The organism is Gleimia europaea ACS-120-V-Col10b, assembly GCF_000411155.1.
Lineage (GTDB): Bacteria > Actinomycetota > Actinomycetes > Actinomycetales > Actinomycetaceae > Gleimia > Gleimia europaea_B.
Genome location: NZ_KE150267.1, coordinates 152,901 through 171,192 on the forward strand (window position 1 = coordinate 152,901; position 18,292 = coordinate 171,192).

Annotated in this window: 14 protein-coding genes; 10 read left to right on the forward strand and 4 right to left on the reverse strand. The window is 57.7% G+C overall.

Translation table 11 applies throughout. The features are described 5' to 3' along the window. Positions 1 to 165: 165 nt before the first annotated feature. From HMPREF9238_RS07755 to HMPREF9238_RS07785, 7 genes are all read left to right on the forward strand, one after another. Complete coding sequence (locus HMPREF9238_RS07755; protein ID WP_156824467.1) at positions 166 to 1,416, forward strand: MFS transporter; 1,251 nt, start codon at positions 166 to 168, stop codon at positions 1,414 to 1,416. A 484-nt stretch (positions 1,417 to 1,900) separates the two neighbouring features. Next, on the forward strand, positions 1,901 to 3,823 hold the full coding sequence (locus HMPREF9238_RS09095; RefSeq protein ID WP_016444910.1) for a choice-of-anchor M domain-containing protein: 1,923 nt from the start codon (positions 1,901 to 1,903) through the stop codon (positions 3,821 to 3,823). A gap of 17 nt (positions 3,824 to 3,840) precedes the next feature. Then, the gene (locus HMPREF9238_RS07765) at positions 3,841 to 5,397 is read left to right on the forward strand and encodes an anchored repeat ABC transporter, substrate-binding protein (RefSeq protein ID WP_198009508.1); all 1,557 of its coding nucleotides are present in this window, start codon (positions 3,841 to 3,843) and stop codon (positions 5,395 to 5,397) included. Beyond that, positions 5,397 to 6,338, forward strand: a complete 942-nt coding sequence (locus HMPREF9238_RS07770) for a choice-of-anchor M domain-containing protein (protein WP_016444912.1) — start codon at positions 5,397 to 5,399, stop codon at positions 6,336 to 6,338. The genes HMPREF9238_RS07765 and HMPREF9238_RS07770 overlap by 1 nt, the downstream gene beginning before the upstream one ends. Positions 6,339 to 6,508: 170 nt before the next feature. Next, complete coding sequence (locus HMPREF9238_RS07775) at positions 6,509 to 7,405, forward strand: metal ABC transporter ATP-binding protein (RefSeq protein WP_051109836.1); 897 nt, start codon at positions 6,509 to 6,511, stop codon at positions 7,403 to 7,405. Further along, entirely contained in the window at positions 7,402 to 8,310 is a 909-nt protein-coding gene (locus HMPREF9238_RS07780; protein WP_016444914.1) for an anchored repeat-type ABC transporter permease subunit, read from the forward strand. The genes HMPREF9238_RS07775 and HMPREF9238_RS07780 overlap by 4 nt, the downstream gene beginning before the upstream one ends. 121 nt (positions 8,311 to 8,431) lie before the next feature. After that, positions 8,432 to 11,314: a choice-of-anchor M domain-containing protein gene (locus tag HMPREF9238_RS07785; protein WP_016444915.1), complete on the forward strand. Its 2,883-nt coding sequence runs from the start codon at positions 8,432 to 8,434 to the stop codon at positions 11,312 to 11,314. Positions 11,315 to 11,456: 142 nt separating this feature from the next. On the opposite strand, the gene HMPREF9238_RS07790 is transcribed toward HMPREF9238_RS07785, so the two are convergent. The 4 genes from HMPREF9238_RS07790 to HMPREF9238_RS07805 all read right to left on the reverse strand — a co-directional run bounded on the left by HMPREF9238_RS07790 (position 11,457) and on the right by HMPREF9238_RS07805 (position 14,249). After that, positions 11,457 to 12,251: a thymidylate synthase gene (locus HMPREF9238_RS07790; RefSeq protein WP_016444916.1), complete on the reverse strand. Its 795-nt coding sequence runs from the start codon at positions 12,249 to 12,251 to the stop codon at positions 11,457 to 11,459. Between the two features lie 158 nt (positions 12,252 to 12,409). Beyond that, on the reverse strand, positions 12,410 to 13,189 hold the full coding sequence (locus HMPREF9238_RS07795; protein ID WP_016444917.1) for a hypothetical protein: 780 nt from the start codon (positions 13,187 to 13,189) through the stop codon (positions 12,410 to 12,412). 43 nt (positions 13,190 to 13,232) lie between these two features. Next, positions 13,233 to 13,655 carry an OsmC family protein gene (locus tag HMPREF9238_RS07800; RefSeq protein ID WP_016444918.1) on the reverse strand — a complete coding sequence of 141 codons (423 nt, stop codon included), beginning with the start codon at positions 13,653 to 13,655 and terminating at the stop codon, positions 13,233 to 13,235. A 108-nt stretch (positions 13,656 to 13,763) separates the two neighbouring features. Continuing rightward, positions 13,764 to 14,249 carry a DUF2505 domain-containing protein gene (locus HMPREF9238_RS07805; protein WP_016444919.1) on the reverse strand — a complete coding sequence of 162 codons (486 nt, stop codon included), beginning with the start codon at positions 14,247 to 14,249 and terminating at the stop codon, positions 13,764 to 13,766. 129 nt (positions 14,250 to 14,378) lie between these two features. On the opposite strand from HMPREF9238_RS07805, the gene HMPREF9238_RS07810 reads away from it, so the two are divergent. The 3 genes from HMPREF9238_RS07810 (at position 14,379) to HMPREF9238_RS07820 (ending at position 18,292) form a co-directional block, all read left to right on the forward strand. Next, the gene (locus tag HMPREF9238_RS07810; protein WP_016444920.1) at positions 14,379 to 15,839 is read left to right on the forward strand and encodes a sensor histidine kinase; all 1,461 of its coding nucleotides are present in this window, start codon (positions 14,379 to 14,381) and stop codon (positions 15,837 to 15,839) included. A gap of 156 nt (positions 15,840 to 15,995) precedes the next feature. Next, positions 15,996 to 17,303, forward strand: a complete 1,308-nt coding sequence (locus HMPREF9238_RS07815) for an ABC transporter substrate-binding protein (RefSeq protein WP_016444921.1) — start codon at positions 15,996 to 15,998, stop codon at positions 17,301 to 17,303. Positions 17,304 to 17,368: 65 nt separating this feature from the next. Next, entirely contained in the window at positions 17,369 to 18,292 is a 924-nt protein-coding gene (locus HMPREF9238_RS07820; RefSeq protein ID WP_016444922.1) for a carbohydrate ABC transporter permease, read from the forward strand.

Consider the following 18,292-nt stretch of genomic DNA (forward strand, 5'->3'; position numbering starts at 1 on the left):
ATGATGACAGTTCCCCTCGCGGACGAGGTTGCGCCAAGGCCCAACCGTGTCCTCGGCAGTGCGCCCCGCAGGGTTGCCTCCCGCATGCCGCGTGTTGCGCGCTGTACCTGCTCATTTTCGGGGTTACGGTTTTGGGCCCGGGCGCGCGCTTCGTATGCTGAACGTATGACTGATAGTAAGCGTTTGTTGTCGGCGATTGTTGCGATTGTTTTCTTCACTTACATCGGTCAGTTTTTGTTGAATGCGGCGATTGCTCCATTGTCGAGGGCGTTAGGGCTCGCGGAATGGCATATGGGTGCTGCGCTCTCGCTGGCTGCGATCATGGTGACTTTGTTGAGTCAACCGTGGGGGCGGGCTTCGCTTTCGTGGGGGCGCCGGCCGGTGCTTTTATCGGCGTTGGTTCTGGCGCTTTGCGCGGGATTGTTGTTCTCTTTGACGGTTTGGCTCCGCACGGCGATGCTGATTCCGGCGGGAGTAGCGGCGGCGGGCATCATTTTGGCTCGGGGCGGTTTCTTTGGTGCGGCCGTGGCGGCTGTGCCTCCAACGGGGCAGGCGCTAATCGCGGAGATCACACCCGACGAAGCCTCGCGCGTCCGCGGTATGGCCGCGTTCGGGTCGGCGTTTAATGTGGCGGCAATGGTAGGAGCGCTTCTGTCGGGGCTGCTCGCCGCATGGTGGTTGATGGCGCCGGTTTATGCGACGCCTGTGAGTGTTGGCATAGCGCTCGTAATCGCGCTACTGACGCTGCCTAAGTCGACGAGGCGCGAAGGCGCGGCTAAGCCTCCCAAGATGTCGGCATGTGACCGGCGAGTGAGGCCGTATTTGGCGGCGGGTTTTGGCATGTTCTTCGCGATGGGTATCGTGCAGATTTGCATCGGGTTTGTGGTGCAGGATCGGTTCTGTATTGCGCCGGAGAATGCGGTGCTACCTACGGGCCTGGCGATGCTCGGCCAGGCGGCTGGCGCGATTTTCTCGCAGCTGGTTTTGGTGCCACGGTTGGTGTGGCCGCCGCGCAGGTTGTTGCGCGTAGGATTGATGGTGGTTGTGCTCGCGGTGACGGGCATTGTGTTGTCGTTGCCTCTGTGGGTGACGATTTTGTGCGTGACGCTGATTGGTGTGGGCGCGGGGCTTGCGGGGCCTGGTTATAACGCGGGAGCGTCGCTGAAGGTTGCCCCTGAAGAGCAGGGATCCGTTGCCGGCCTCCTCTCCGCAACTGGTGGTTTGACCTGGGTTTTTGCGCCTATCACGGGCACAGTTTTGTATGGGTTGTCGCCGCTGGCCGCGTTGTTGTTAGCGGTTGGGGCGGTTTCAGCTTCGGCGGGGGTGGCTTGGTTGCACCCGGAGTTCAGGTCAGATAATTGGGGTGAGCGCCTCCGCTCTCGACTTAAGAGGACGAAGCCGGTAAGCCGCGATTAGGTACGGCCTGAGGCTAGCCTCTCTCTTGGGTCAGGGTGGGGTGCTCTCTTGGGTGTTGATGGCGGTGCGCTCAGCTCCGTGGCCCATACAAGGTGCGTGAGGGAAAGTGGCGAGTTTTGGGCTGGTTGCTGCCAGTTTGGGTCTGAATCGCGTGTGAGCCGCAGGCGAAATCTGAGTCCGTGAGGAAAAGTGGCTATATCGGGCCCTGTTTACGACGGTTTGGGTCTGATTGGTGTTGGGTGTGGGTGCGGGTGGTTGGTATTCAGAGGGGAACTGGCCATCTTGGGGTGTGTTTTCGCCGGTTTGGGTCTGAATCGCATTTGAGACAGCGGCTGTATTTGCATCTGTGAGGGGAACTGTCGGTTTCGGCCACTCGTTGCGCCATTTTGGGTCTGAAAACCTTTTAGTGCACGGGCAGTGTGTGTGACGCAGCGCCCACCAAACCTCATTGATAAGAGTAATGAGAAGCGTTATCATATAAACCATGTTTAAACGACACTTCGCTTCCGCACTGGTTGCCTTAGTATTTTGCGCGTCCGCAGTTCTCGCTGGATCTCCGGATGCCCAAGCTGCGCAACCCCAAGCCGCGCAACCTCGCGCCGCACTGTTGCAATCCACACCGCTTCACGCAGCGCAGCACCACGTCGCGCGGTTCGGGTCTCAGATGCAAGTTGTGCACCCGCAACTCGCTAGTTCCACAGATTTGGAATCACGAGTGGTTTTAGATCACGGACATGTGGACGCGTTTTCCGTGGCCCTCGCAGGTGAGGATGTGTCGCTCGCGGTGAACGAAGACGTGACCGGCTCGCACGTGCATCGAGCGGCGGAGGACGTCTTGTTTCACGTGAAACAAGAGGCATACACAGATGTGACGGCAAAAATCGCGGGCATCGAGCGCGTTGGATATACGTTGCCACAAACCCAGCAGGCGGATCTGTTGTGGCCGGGCTGGGATTCGATGGCGGTCGCCGATAGGAAGCCCGACGCGTCGGTGGCGATTACGATCGATACGCTCGCTGGCCCGGGCGAGGTGTTCTTGTGGCAGGACAGCTTCTCTGGCGAACCTCAGCCGGTCACAGATGCAGGTTTGCGTTTGCGTTCGGGTGCGGTAATCTCTCAGGAATCACCAGCTCACGTGCATGCGAACTGGCTGTTCACGAAGCCGGGCGCGTATCAGATGACTGTGCGAGCCACGGTAAATACCGGGGGTCGCGCGCTCACGTCGAAGCCGGCAACGCTCACTTGGATTGTTGGAGACCTCCAAGCTGGCATGTCCAGTCTGAATACCGATTCGTCCAAGGAGCCTAATGCGTCCGGCTCTGATAATTCCGGTGATCCCGAGGGGCAATCGGCGTATGGCAAAGCAGGGGTAGCCCGTCTGGAGGGCAGCTCGCATGACAGTGGCGCCCAGCAGGGCGGCAAGCCCGAAAAAGAGGGAGAGGCTGGGCTCAGCGAAGCTACTGGTCAGCAGGCCCCGGGACGCACACCAGATGCTGGAGCCGAAGCCGGTAGGCAAACTAAGCCCCCGCAGAAGAGCCCGGCCCAAACGCCAACTCAGCCAGGCCAGCCGGCTCCCACAGTAGAACAATGCATCCCCACAGAGGTGTCGGTTCCAGCGGCAGGCTCTGCCTCGGGAAGTCACACGATCCCCGCTAACACGCACGTGCACCCAAACTGGGTGTTTTCGAAAGAGGGAACCTACCGGGTTTCGCTGACACAGACGGCAACCACGAAGGCGGGGAAGAAGCTTAGCGCGACCGGCACTCTTACCTTCAATGTTGGGGGTAGCGGTAATGCGACGTCGGGCCACTTCGATGTTGGCTCGGTTGTTGAGTCGGGGCAGCTGAAGATGCTGGTGAAGGATGACCGTTCGCAGCCGGCATCGTGGCGGAACCCCAGCGAGCTCGTATTTGGGTTGTCTGATGCGGCGAGGGTTGCGGCACCGGCCGGTATCGAGTTTGTGGCACCTCAGGGCGCGCCCGTATGGATTATCAGCTCAACGCAAATGCAGGGAGTGCCGTGGGTTGGCGCGAACACGCAACACCCGTCGCTCTCACAAGCGACGACCGGGGCAGTTACCTGGACCGTGAATAGCGTACAGGGGCCGGGAGCGATGGCCGTGTTCGAGTCCGGTTCGTTCGGCCAGATTGTTGGCAAGCGTTGGTTTGGCGCGTCCGGCGATGGCACAGCGAAGGTATTCGTCGGCAAAACAGCCTCGGGGAAGGATTGCGAACTGAGCCCGGAACAGATAGCCGAGATCGAGGCTGCGGGCGGTGTCGTGGGAGGGCGCCTCGCCACCACGGGGTCTAACCCGGTGGTGCCGTGGCTTGGAGCAGCGTTCAGCATGATTGTTGCGGGAGCTCTGCTTATTAGGGTGGCCAGACCCGCCTCTCCTGCAGTTTCGTGAATAGAAAACCATTGATAGTGGCGACCGCCGTGGCGCTCTTGCTTGGAGGGTGCACGCCAGCGAATGCGTCGCGGGATAACCGGATTCAGGTTGTCACATCAACACCGATTATCGCGGATCTGGTGCGTAACGTGGCCGGGCAGGACGCGTCGGTCACCAGCCTCGTGCCGGTCGGGTCGGACCCGCATTCTTATGAGCCTCCGCTACGAGCTGTGCGGGACGTGGCGTGGGCGGATCTCGCGTTCGAGAACGGCCTTTTGCTCGAGTCCGGCGCCATCCGGCACACAATGAGGGCAAATTTGCGTGAGGGGGTGCCGCTGATCAGCTTGGGGGACAAGGCTCCCGCGTACGGAGGGCGCCACATTCGTCTGGTTGAGGATTTCGCGTTATCCACAGTTTGGCTCGGGTTTAGGTCTGACCAGCTGCCGGGTGCCTGGCAGATCCGCGCTACCTCGATGGATGGCCCGGGTAGGCTGGCGGCTTTTACCACCGGAACATTTGGCGAGGGACGCCCGCACATCACGTCGGCCGATGGATTCAGTCCGGCAGACGCCGTGGCGCTACCTCCCGACGCGCACACCCACATGTCGTGGGCGTTTAGCGAGGCTGGAACTTACACTCTGCATCTTGTGCAGGAGCCACATTCTGGGAAACAAGATGTTGTGAAGGATGAGGGGGCGCCGGGCGCAGGTAGCTCCGAGACCCAAAGTGCCGGGCCGAAAGACGAGGCCGTAATTCGTTTCGCGGTTGGTGTAGAGCCTGACGCCGGCCTCGTGCACTTGGATGCGGGACATGTGGATATTACGGCGACACCTAAAGGAATTCGCTTGCTCGCAAACGAGGATGGGAAGTCTGTTTTTTACGACCCACAGGACGTGGTGGTCGTCGTGCCTAATCGAACGCTTACAAAAGTACCGCAAGGAAATTGGGCTTTTTTGGGGAAGCCGGGGGAGGGCACGTGGATTTTGGCCCAGGCTGTTGTGGGCGAGCATATTCATGGCGAAATTGATCCACACCTTTGGCACGACGTGAACAACGCGATCGCTTACGTGGATGTCATTGGCGAGGAGCTTGCGAAGGCTGATCCGAAGCACGCGTCTGCCTACGCGGCTCGCGCCAAGGAGTTTAAGGCGGAGCTGCGCCAGCTTGACCAGTGGACAACCGCCGTGCTCGCTTCCATTACGCCGCAAAACCGCAAGCTCGTCACTGCGCATGACGCGTTTGGGTATTTAGCCTCGCGATACGGCCTGGAGGTTGCCGGCTTCGTCGCCCCAAACCCGTCGGTCGAGCCAAGTTCGCGCGACATGGCGATCCTGGCCCGCCAACTTAGAGACCTGCACGTTCCGGCGGTGTTTGAAAACCCGGCCTCGGCGGCACATCAGGCGGAGCTACAAAGCGCGGCCGAGAGTGCTCGAGTGCGGCTCTGCTCAATTTACGCGGACAGTTTGACGGAACAAACTCCGACGTACGTGAGCCTCGTCGAAACAAACGTTATGTCTTTGAAAGCTTGCCTTGATCCCACTTCGCAAGGAGCCTGGCCGCGCGCCTCGCAACCAGTTTTGAAAGGAATTTGATGAAAACCGCACTCTCAACCCTTATGGGAGCTTCTTTGCTCGCGGTCTCCGCGATGTCTTCTCTGCCAGTCATGCCGTCTGATTCCGATGTTGATCCGGCGCTAACGCAGACGGTGACAGGCAATGAGAAGGTTGCCTCGAAGGGCGAGAAAATCGAAATCTCAGCCGGACACGTAGACATGGGGGCCACGCTTTCGGATTCGTTCGAGCTCATGGCGCGCGACGACACTGCTCCGGAACCGGTTTGGCGCCACCTCGACGATGTGGTCTTTGTGATTGGCGAGGCGGGAAAGCTGACGGTTCCAGACGACCCGGCGTACACGTTCACCAAGGCTGAGGGCCAGGCTTGGGTGATCCCGCAACACGAGATTGAGGGAGTGCCATGGTTGGGCTGGAATACGCAGCACCCCCAGCTGGTTGAGAAGGCACCAGGTGGTGTGGATCTGATTTTTGAGGGGCACGAGGGTCCGGGTGTCTTGACCACTTTTGTCGAGGCGGGAAATTTCTCCGGCCCGCAGGTCATTTGGGATTCGACTAGGGGCCACGGCCAGCTGATTCACGTCGAACCGTCCACGCATACGCACGTTTCGTGGGTTTTCACAAAGCCGGGTGAGCATCTGGTTCGCGTGACGGCGCAGGCCACTATTGATGGGGAGATTGTGTCGAATACGCAGACTTTACGTTTCGCCGTTGGTCCCAATGCGAGTGTGGAGGCCGCGCATGAGCTTACTTGGTCATCGCAGGATATCGGTGGCGTAGCAGGATCGAAGAACGAGGGCGAGGCGGGCGAAGGCGTGACTTCCAAGAGTGCGGAACCGTCGGGTAACGGCCTGGCGCTTTCGGTCGGAATCGGCGTGGGCGTTGCCGCGCTGATCATCGCGGTGGGGGCCTTGCTGATGCGGCGGATGAGTCGGAGCCGTAAAGAGGAGGCCCTGTCTTGACCTCACTACAGATTCCACTAACAAAGACGAGGCCGGAGCAGGGAGCCCTCCCGGATCGCGCCATGACTCAGGTGGGATGCGCCTCATCTGGGTGCGAGACCCGAAGTGCACCCGTCAGTGCTGCACCCACCTGCGAGACCCAAAGTGCTGTTCCAAATACAACTCCCAGCATGTCCTTTACAGATGAAACGAAGGTAGAGCCGGTGGTACTTTCCGTCTCGGACGTCAATGTCAGCCTCGGCAACTATCGAGTGTTGCAAGACGTTTCGTTTAGCATTAACCGCGGTGAGCTAGTGGGACTGCTTGGCCCCAACGGAGCGGGTAAGACCACTTTGATCCGTACCATTCTTGGCCTCCTTCGTCCTGACAGCGGCACGATCGCTACGACTAGTGCCCGCGCCTACGCACTAGAAAGCCCCATGCTCGTGCCGGAAACCTCGCTTAAGAGGGCGCGCCGCGCAATTGGCTACGTGCCGCAAAAGCAGGAGGCGAGGTGGGAGTATCCAATCACCGTTGAAGAGGTCGTGATTTCGTCGCTTAAACCGCGTTTTCTGGCGGGAGCGAAGCATTGGCGAGCAGCATACGAGGCGCTGGAAGCGGTGGGGATGAAGGAGTTTCGCTCCCGGCCAATCTCGGCGCTTTCTGGAGGCCAACGTCAGCGCGTCCTAATTGCTCGGGCATTGGCTCAAAAACCGTCACTTCTGCTGTTGGACGAGCCATTTACCGGGCTCGATGAACCTAACCAGGAAGCACTAGCAAAAATGGCTATGAGCCTTACCAGTAGTGGAATCTCGATTCTCATGTCTACTCATGACCTCGTGCAGGCCGCAGGTATGTGCGACCGTTTCATCCTGTTGAACCGCTCGGTTCGCGCGGCGGGTCCGCTTCAAAACCTAACCGCGCCCGAACTGTGGGCGTCCACGTACGACGTGTCTGAAAATGCGGCGCTGGTGCGCGCCGTCCAATCGTTAACCGAGGTGGAGGCGGGAACGTTTCCCGAGCTGAAAAACGGATCGTTATCAGGGGCAGAGCCCAGAGCGTTTCTCAAAGTGGAGGTCGGGTCATGAACCCCATCGAGTTTTTTGCCGACCTTGCCAACCCGCAACTTGCATTCTTAAGCCGCGCCCTGCTAATGGCGATCCTTTCGGCCGTCCTGTGCGGGATTGTTGGCTCCCACATTGTGGTGCGCGGCCTGTCATTCGTGGGTGATGCTCTCTCGCATGCCGTGTTCCCCGGCATCGCGGTGGCTTTCGCTACGGGCACGTCCACGCTTCTTGGTGGAGCGGTCGTCGGCGTGATCGTTGCGCTACTCATCGCCTTATTTTCGCGGAGAAAAACCGTGGGGGAGGACTCCATCATCGGTATCTTATTCGCTGCGGCGTTTTCCGTCGGACTCGTGATCGTCTCGCGCATGCCCACCTACACCGGTTCGCTCGAGTCGCTTCTGTTCGGATCTCTAACTGGGGTGACCGGTGCAGATCTCCTCACTGTCGCGATCAGCGCAGCCTTGATCCTCACGGTTCTTGCAATCTTCCACCGCGGCATCGTGGCGGTCAGCTTCGATCGAGAATACGCGCAAACACTGGGCTATTGCACCGGCCTCATCGATGTTGTTCTCTACGTCGCTACAGCTTTGGCAGTGGTCGTTTCCGTCTCAACGGTAGGGAACATACTTGTTCTTGCCCTTCTTGTAGGTCCGCCCGCGACGGCTCGCCTCCTCACAAGTCGTATCGCGGCAATGATGGCGCTTTCGGCTGTCCTTGGCACCACAGCGGCGCTGGTTGGCCTGTGGGTGTCATGGTCGTGGTTGGTACCAACGGGTGCGGCCCTAGTGCTCGCTATCACAGCGCAGTTCGTCTTGGTCTGGATCCTTCAATCACGCCGCAACGTGCACGCCGGCTTCAAAGCCGTACAAAGCAGACTTTTCAAATCGTCCAATGCGCAGAAGATTTCCGAGGCCGTTGCTCGCTAACTGTCAGGTGGCCTCCTGCGCGACAACAGTAACTATAGAGATTAACCAAATGGATTTAACAGCCTCTCCCTGGCGCCAAAATGACCAGGCAAACTGCCGAGGTTTAGAAAGGAAACCGATTATGCGACGACTCGTTAGCGCCGCGATTGCCGGCCTCGTCCTCGCCGCTGGAATAACGCAACCCGCGATGGCCGGGCCTGATGTGGGCAAGACGATCATGTATAACGCGCACGTCGATTCGCCAAAGGTCTATTGGCAAGGCAACAACTTCACGTTGAATTCTGATGCGGGAGGACAATCCCTCCCGATAGAAAATACGGTCAACTGGCTGGGGCGGGGCTACTCGATTTCCGGCTCGCAACTGTACTCAATGGACGTTCCCGAAAATGGGGACCTGTCGTTCATGGGGGTCGAAGCTGGCGACATGCTCTACGCGGCTCCCGCAGTTAATGGCCGTAACAATGGGCCGATCTGGGCGGGTTTTGGTGCGGATACGGACATTCCGATCGAGAAGTTTCGGGACAGCAAATTCGACCTCGAAATAGTGGGTTTCAACGGGCCGGGGCGGATGGAAATGCTCACTTACTACGAGGGCTATCCCATCCGTCGTTTCCTGTCTTCTCATGACCCGCACCTGCGCCAAACTTGGGTGGATCCGGGAAATCACACGCACAATCAGACCCTTTTCACCAAGCCGGGGCGCTATGAGGTTGTGTTCCGCGCGACGGCTCGCGATCACCAAAACCGCGTGGTCGCTTCAGCTCCGCAGACGCTGGTGTGGCAGGTAGGTGGCCCCAATCCTGAGTCCGAGACCCTAACTGACGTCGTCGCCGCATACAACGGTGCGCCCGAAACTGGAACGGGCCAGTTCTCCCCGCAGTTCACGGTAGAGCCCAACCAGGATGTGAAAGCTGACGGGGATGACCGCCTCACTTCACTCACCTTCACCACGGGAAACCCGGCCGATACCGGCACGGTAGTGTTCTACACCGACGGCTTCTATCTTGGCGAAGTACCGCTTCAGGCAGGGGTTGCCCACTGGAACGAGCTCCTTGGCTCGCAAGACCTTTCGCTGCAGGCCGTATTCGTGCCGGCAATTGGGGCGCCCTCGCCTCGTTGGATCACCGCTCCCGTAGAGATTTCGCGCACCATTCGTAGCGGATCCACTTCAGAACTTGGTCAGTTTCCTGAGCAGATCGTGCGCGATCCCGCTCCCGCATTTTCAACTGCCGAATACGCCCCTACCTCGCCCGTTGTGAACTTTGAGTTCAACGCCAGCGCGGATCACGCGGCAGTGTCGGTGCTTCCCGAAGATAAGAATCTTTGGTTCAAGGTGGTGGGCGGCGCATACGAGGCGGGAAGCGCTTACCCCACTTGCGACATTGAGTTCGTATCTACACCCGCTCACCGCACTTGGAATTCGGGCGACTGGTGGGATTGCTTTGGAGACAACATGGAGGTGCGACTAAAACTGATTACCCCTACAACCGTGAGCCTTTCTGGAGCCCAGGCAGTCTTTCCTTTGACCGAGAAGAGGCCGCAGCCGGTAAAACTTGGACAGAAAACCGAAAGCGAAACGCCGGGAACTTCGCCCACCCCGGATGCGCCAGAGGTTCCGGGCGAGCCTGAATCTCCCGACGCGCCTGTTCCGGGCCAGCCCGATTCTCCGGAGCAATCGACGCCCCCTTCAACGAATCCGACGGAACCTGCCGATCCTACGCGACCTTCCGAGCGTCCTGATCCGAGTGAACCCACGGATCCCAACACTCCCTCCGAGAATCCGTCTGACCCGAATCAGAGCAATAGTGGCAGTCTCGCAAATGATGTGGTGAAGATTTCGCATGGTCATGTCGATATTGGCCCTGCGGTCGTTGACGGCAAAATGAGTGTGGTCATCAATGATGATTCGCGCGAACACGCGAAAACCTCAGTCGCACGCACTCCTGAATCGGTCACGCTCCAGCTTTTGAAAAACTCGAAGGTGAAGCGTTCAGCAAAGGCGTTCAACGATCCCGTGTTCGACTTCATGGGGCCGAGAGGAACTGAACTATTCGTGTCTCCGATGCAACAAAAGAATGGGATTGTGTGGCCGGGATTCTCCTCCGAGCACATCGACCGGGCGGCATTTCCTCGCGGCGTCGAGTTTGAGATCTCGCAAAAGTCCGCGCCAGCTGGTAGCTCATGGTGGCTGTTTACGCACGACTCTTTCAATGGTTTAGATATGATTGCATCTGCGCAAAAGGCCGGCCAGATTGACGCACCCGAACCGCTCCACAAACACGTCTACTGGGCTTTCAACAAGGCGGGTACTTACGTGTTGACCGTTTCTGTGTCGGGCAGTGATGCTGCTGGCAAAGATTTCCGTTCTTCGGCCGATATTCGGTTCAAAGTAGGTGAGGAGGGCGAGGGAGGTTCTTCTAACAGCCCAGCAAATCCGCACGCACCCGCGTTGCCTGGAGACGGTGGTGAAGGAAACGATGGTTCCAGTGATACCGGATCTGGCGCCGCGCAGCCAGGGGGTTCAGGCCAGGCTCCGAGCCGCAAGCCCGATAGTTCTAAGCCTGCGGGTAGCACCGAGCCGACTCGTCCGAGTAGCGATGTAGCGACTTCACCAAACGGGGTGCTTCCTCCGCAAAATCCTGCGCCAACTGGTGCTAACGGGTTTGGAGCTGGCAACGCGGGCTTGACTGGATCTAGAGGTGGGGGAGCGGCCGTCACGCCCTCTCCGATTACGGCGCTCTCTGGCTTACCCGCAGCTGAGGGGTTGCAGCCAGATACTTCTTCTGATGCTGAAACTACTGGGACTAACGAGCCTCCAGGTTCTACCTCACCGCTAGCTTCAGATTCGAGCGACGTAGCTGGCCAATCTGTGTTCGGGGCGTCTCCCGTTTCGAGCGCTGATCACGCTAGGCGGATTAGCGTTCCGCTAATCATCATCGTGGCTTCCTCAATCGTGGCACTGGCTGCAGGTGGAGTGCTCCTGAAGAGGAGGTTCGTAGATTAATGGTGAAAGGCCCAAGTTGCGGACGCAACTTGGGCCTTTCATTTAGATTTTTGTGTGAGTGCATCACATCGGCTAGCTGTAGCTTCGGCTCTTGGATCCGTTCAGGTGCGTGATCCCAACCTCGCCAAGCCCCACCCGTGGCTCAAACGGCAACGGGCGCTTTGATAGTGGGGTGGTGTCGGTAGTTCTCTACAGCGATGTCGTCGAAGGTGTAGCTAAAGAGGTCTTTGGCTTTGCGCAGTGCGAGGGTGGGGAAGGGGTATGGTTCTCGCTCCAGTTGGGTGCGCACTTGCTCAAAGTGGTTGTTGTAGATGTGGCAGTCGCCACCTGTCCAGATGAGGTCTCCAACTTCCAGGCCGCTCTGCTGCGCGATCATATGCGTAAGAAGCGCATATGAGGCGATGTTGAAGGGCACACCGAGGAATAGGTCGGCGGATCGCTGGTAGATCTGGAGTGACAGTTTGCCGTCTGCTACGTATAGCTGGAAGAAAGCGTGGCATGGTGCCAGCGCCATTTTGTCCAGTTCGGCAACATTCCACGCGGATACGATCATGCGCCGCGAGTCCGGATCGTTCTTCAGCGTTTCGAGCACGCCAGCCAGCTGGTCGATGTGCTCACCGTTTGGCGTGGGCCAGGATCGCCATTGGACGCCATATACCGGGCCGAGTTCACCCTCCTCGTCTGCCCATTCGTTCCAAATGCGGATCCCGTTTTCTTGCAGCCACCGCACATTCGAATCACCCTGTAAGAACCACAGTAGTTCCCCAACCACTGATTTCAGATGCACACGTTTGGTGGTGATTAGGGGAAATCCATCTTGCAGATTGAACCGCAGCTGCCTTCCAAACACCGATACCGTGCCGGTTCCGGTCCGATCTCCTTTTGGCGTGCCGGTGTTCATAACGTCTCGTAGGAGGTCTTCGTACTGCGTGTTCATTTGTCCTCAGTGTCTCGATTTTGGAGGTGGGCGCGGTTTGCCACTCATTTAGATTATCTGTAATCGTTGGGCCGGTCTCAACAATCGTTGCCTGTTCTGCTCCCTGGTCTGAAGAGGCCGTCTAGTTCACCAAATCTGCGCCAAACCGGCGGCACCAACTATTTTCCCTGAGTTTCTTGGGCTTGCACCTCGACTTCGATGGTGAGGGGGTAGCTGAAGGTCGGGGGTGGGGTGCCTAGCGCATTGAGGGCTCCATCGATGACGTTGCCCGCCATGGATCGGCCGATCACCCATCCCAGGCCAGCACCAATACCGTAGGGCATGAGCCGTCCTAGCATTGCCTTGGTGCCTGTGCGGGCGGCGCGTTTAGCCGCCATCTTTGTGAGTTTGCGATTGACTTGATTGATGGTTTGGCGCTGCACGTCGCTCGCGTACCCCTTGAGCGCGGTCAGCGTGGTGAAGCCGAACTGTGAGGTCGCGATTTCTTCACCTTGTTCGCCCATAAGCGCCGTCAATACCAGCAGTCTGCGCTTCTCTTTGTCTTCTAGTGCAATACCGTGGATGTGGGCGAGGGTGAGCACGTAGTAACCGGCCTCGGAAACGAAACCGGTTAGTTGTGCGGAAGATAGTCCCAGTGCTGCAGCGGTTCCGAGGCCGGGCACAGCCGCTGCGGCGCCGGCAGCGCCAGAGGTAGTGGCCGCGAGTTTGCGGAATTGTTTGGTGACTATCTCCTGTATGTCGGCGGGCGTGGCTCCGGGATTTTTGGCGCGTAGCTGATTGACCTTGTTCTCGATTCGCGAGGTGGGAACGTCGATCATTGCGTCGATAACATCCTGGATAGAGTCCGCTTTTCGCAGGTCTTTAGCAAAGCGGCGCGTGGTTGATATCCCCTCGGCCACGGCTCGGGTGCCGTTCTTCGCTTTCTTCGCAAGCCGCATGACGTTCCTCCTCGGTAGACAGTTCTCGCGTGATTTCTCGTTGTTACTCGGGGCTCTCGCAGGTGATCACGGCGCTGTTTTCCGCCCCGTGTCGAAGCGTGTTGCCGATGGTGCAACGCTTCTCGATGGCGCGGTGTACGCGGCTTTCCAGTTGCGCGCGCTCCTCGTCGCTTAGGCCACTCATGTCGGTCACGATCTCGACAACCAGTTTAGTGAAGCGGTTTTCTGCTTGGTCGTACTCGCTTTCGATCCCCACGGTCGCCTGGTAATCCTCACCCAGGGCGGCAGCGAATCGCGAATCTGAACTAGTCGCATTACAACCGGCGAGGGCGAGGCGAAGCAAGTCTCCGGGAGTGAATTCATCTTCGCCATGTCCGATGGGCACGGCGAGTCCGCGCGAGTTTTTGCCCAGGTAGGAGCCTTTCCCTACGCGCTCTAGCCAGAGGTATTTTTCTTGGTCGCCCATGCTCGTTCCCTTCTCGTATGTGTAAAAGCGTGGTTAGCACTAGCTGCCGGTCTTACCGATATCCACGAACTTGCAAGAACGGCTCCCGTGCAGATGTTCGCGCGGCCGTTATGCCAAGTAATGACTGGCAACTTCTTGCTCGTGCTCAGCGATCTTAGAAACTTCAGCTACTGCTTTCTGCTCAAGCTTGCGTCCGATGATCGGCACGTTCACTTTTAGTTTTCCATTGACGTCACGCCTCACAGTCTCTCCTTCTTCAATGAAAGCACAGGTGGCAGACATTGAAATTGGCAAACTATCGGCATGCACTTTGATAACGCCTGTGTTGTCGGTGGTATTCCAAGTTTCGGTGATTGTGACTTCAATCCCTGAGGAGGGAACAAAGCGCTGTGCAACTGGAGGCAGGTCAATGACTGCCGTATCTACATGTGCTGTGGTGGTCACTCGGATTTCGCTAACTAGTGCCTCGACGCGCACGGATTTCACCGAGGCGGGAGATCCAGCAGCGCGGGCCTTAAAGAAGTCCTCATTGCGGAAAAGTCGCTGCACGGCAACGAGGTCGGCGGGGTAGGAAACGGAAGTATGAAAGTCCATGGCGTTCCTCCAAGGGTAGACTTGAACGCGATTTGTACCCATTATCGTGGGAATGAGCATGTTTTGCACGAGAAGCTCGCGCAGAGATGCGTGACTGTGTCGTGGCCCGCATTGTTTTAAAGTATGACTATGCATACGTTGACTGATCTTGCGCAGGCCGCCGCTCGTTCTAATTTGCATCACGAGGATTTGGATTGGCTTCACCTCATTCTTGCCGATTGGCAGGTGGTTTCTGATCTGGCTGGCTCTGATCTGGTGATGTGGGTTCGTACGCATGATGGGCGTTTCCTTGCGATCGCACATGCGCGTCCGGCTACGGCTTCGACAATTCACATGGATGACGTAGTTGACATGTACATTCAGCCTTCGCGGCAGACGCTTCTTGAGCAGGCCGTTGATACCTGTCAGATTGCTTCTCCTCCCGGAGCGCGTTGGGTGGGTACGTATTCGATGAGCGAAGTTGCGATTCCGGTGGTGCGTAGCGGCCGTGCAATTGCGGTGATTACGCGGGAGACCAACCTGTCTTTGCCCGGTTTCTTGGGGGGAGCGGAGGCATGGATGCCTCACGCTGCCGATATTTTATGCGACATGATTGCGCGCGGCGAGTACCCGTATGACGCGACACCGGTTTCGGTTACGCACGGTCAACCGCGTGTGATGGATGGCGCGCTTTTGCTTGATCCGGAGGGCGTGGTGCAAAAGGTGACGCCAAATGCGGTGTCGTGTTTGCGCCGGCTCGGAATCCGTCAGAACCCTATTGGTCGTCTGCTGATTGAAGATGTGACGGAGGTTTTGAAACAGGATCAGACCATTGAAGAAACGCTCGCGGTTGTGGTGACGGGGAAGGCTGCGTGGCGGGCGGAGATTGAGTCTGCTCGTGCCACGGTCACGATGCGCGCGTTGCCGCTTTTGAAAGGCGATGAACGCGTGGGTGCGGTTTTGCTCACGCGTGACGTATCAGAGATGAGGCGGCGTGAGCTTGAACTGATGACGAAGGATGCCACGATCCGTGAAATTCACCATCGCGTGAAGAACAATCTGCAGACGGTTTCGGCGTTGATCAGGTTGCAGGCGCGTCGCTCCGATAGTGAGGAGGTGCGTGCGGCTCTTTCGGAGGCAGAGCGGCGCGTGACCACGATCGCTACGGTGCATGCGGCGCTTTCTCAAAATGTTGACGAGAGGGTTGATTTTGATGAGGTCGCCAAGAAGGTTCTGCACTTGGCGGTTGTGCTGGCAAAGACTAATCAACACGTGAGTGTCGAGGTGCGTGGACACTTCGGCAAGGTCAATGCGGATGCAGCGCAGGCCTTAGCAACGGTGCTTACGGAGTTGGTTACGAACTCTGTTGAACACGGTTACCGCGACTATGGTGGTGTTGTAAGTGTTGAGGCGGAGCGGTATGGGTGCCGGCTTGAGGTTACGGTGTCTGATGATGGGCTTGGTATCGAGCCGGATAAGGCCAAGTCGGGTTTGGGAACCCAGATTGTGTCTACGGTGGTTGCCGGAGAGCTTTCGGGGACGATCACTTGGGATAGACGCAAGTGCGCACCGGGCACGATCGTCAGGCTGTATGCGAACTTGGAAAACTGATTGGATCCGCGCAATTGCAATGGTTATTGAGCCTGTATTGCATTAAGGTAACGACTGCTTTAACGGCGTATTCTGTCCTGTAGCGGCGTTGTAGTCTGACATCAGCTCTTTGATTAGAGGGCATGGTTTCATATGCAGTACTTCGAAGGAGAAGTTATGAAGCGGATTGCAGCATTTGCTGGATTTGCGGCTGTTAGCTTGATGCTTGCCGCATGTGGTGGCGGTGCACAGCAAGGCTCTGGGACTGAAAACACTGGTTCGGGTGAGTCCGCAGCAAGCGGCGAGGTCTCGGTAGTTACTTGGTGGGAGGCCGGTTCTGAGAAGGACGGCCGTGACGCACTGGTTAAGGTGTTTGAAGAAGAGCATCCTGATTTCATGTTCAAGAACGCGGCGGTTGCCGGTGGCGGCGGATCGCAGGCTAAGCAGAAGCTTGCGGCTGACCTAGCGGCAAAGAACCCGCCGGACACGTTCCAAGCGCATGCTGGTGCTGAGCTCACCGACTACATTGATGCAATGCAGATCGAGGACGTCTCGGCACTGTATGACGAGTTCAACCTTCGCGACGCCTTCCCTGATACGCTCATTGATCGCCTCACTGTTGACGGCAAGATCTACTCGGTTCCGTCCAACATTCACCGCGCGAATGTTGTGTGGGCAAACAAGGCCGTCCTTGAAGAGGCCGGGCTTGATCCGGCGAAGCCCGCAACTGACATTGAGGGCTGGATTGCGGACATGGAGAAGGTAAAGGCTGCCGGCAAGGTGCCAATCACGGTTGGTATGGCCTGGACTCAGCTTGAGCTTCTCGAGTCTGTTCTCATGGCTGATCTTGGTGCAGATGCTTACAACGGTCTCTTCGATGGATCTACGGATTGGGCTTCGGCTGAGGTTACGAAGTCGCTTGAGCACTACTCGAAAATCATTGATCTAGCTGACAAGTCCTACTTGAATGAGGACTGGGAGCCGGCCATGAACCCGGTCATCACCGGCGAGGCTGCCTACAATGTGATGGGTGACTGGGCTATCGCCAGCTTTGAGGCGGCGGGCAAGAAGTACAACGAGGACTACGTCGCATTCCCGGTTCCGGGTTCGGACGGCATCTTCGACTTCCTTGCTGACTCGTTCACGTTGCCGGTAGGTGCGAAGAACGTTGACGGCGCTAAGGCTTGGTTGCAGACCATTTCCGGCAAGCCCGGCCAGATTGCGTTCAACACGATTAAGGGCTCCATCCCGGCCCGTTCAGACCTAACTGATGACGAGGTCAAGCAGTTTGGTGAGTACCAGCAGGATGCTATGAAATCTTTCGCTGAAGACACGATTGTTTCTTCCATCGCTCATGGTGCTGCAGTTCCAGTTGCGGTATCAAACGATATGAACGCTGCGTGCGCGAAGTTCGCGCAGGGAGCTTCCGATGTTGCGGGCTTCCAGGCTGAGCTTGTCAAGGCGGCAGCACCGCTGTCCAAGTAGCTCGATTATCGCAATAGCGGTGAGCGGGTGGCGGTCTGTCCGTCACCCGCTCATTGGAGGAAAGAATGGCCCCTAAGAAAAAACGCAACGCAAAGTCGTGGTGGCGCAAGTATGGTCCGCCGCTACTACTGATTTCGCCTTCGATCATCCTGGTGGGAATTTTTGTTTATGGATTGATCGCCGCGAACACCATCACATCGATGCGCGACGCGCACACTGTCGCGCAATATAACGGTGCTAGACAAACCAGTTTTGTTGGCTTTGAGAACTACGCCTACCTGTTTGGTGATCCAGACTTCCAGCACTCTTTGATTAATCTTCTGCTGTTCACGGCAGCGTTCCTGCTCGGTACCCTCATTCTGGGGTTCCTCTGGGCTTGGCTACTTGAGCGCCCCATTAAGGGTGAAGGTATTTTTCGCTCTATCTTCCTTTTCCCGATGGCGGTTTCATTTATTGCTTCGGGTGTTGTATGGAAGTGGCTACTGAACCCGGGCATGGGCGATCAAGCTAAGGGGCTGAATCGCCTGTTCCAGATGCTCGGACTGGGTTTCCTCGAAAACTCATGGACTTCTAACATCACGTTTGGCGTGCTAGCAGTTGCGATCCCCGCAATTTGGCAGCTGTCAGGTTACGTGATGGCTCTCTTCTTGGCTGGCTTCAGGGGGATCAGCGATGACCTGCGTGAGGCGGCCCGCGTCGACGGTGCCAGCGAGTGGCAACTTTACAAGCACATCATCTTCCCGCAACTGTCGGCCGTGGCCCTTTCGGCAGTGATCATTATCGGCCATATGGCGCTTAAATCGTTTGACCTCATCATGGCCGTTACGGATCAGCTCACGTACTCCACTAAGGTCCCCGCGATCGATATGTACAACTACATGACTTCGGGTGATTACTCCAATGCTGCGGCGGTCGGAACGATCCTTCTGGTGATAGTCGCTATCTTGGTCGTGCCGTACTTGATCCACGACGCGAAGAAGAGGAAGTGA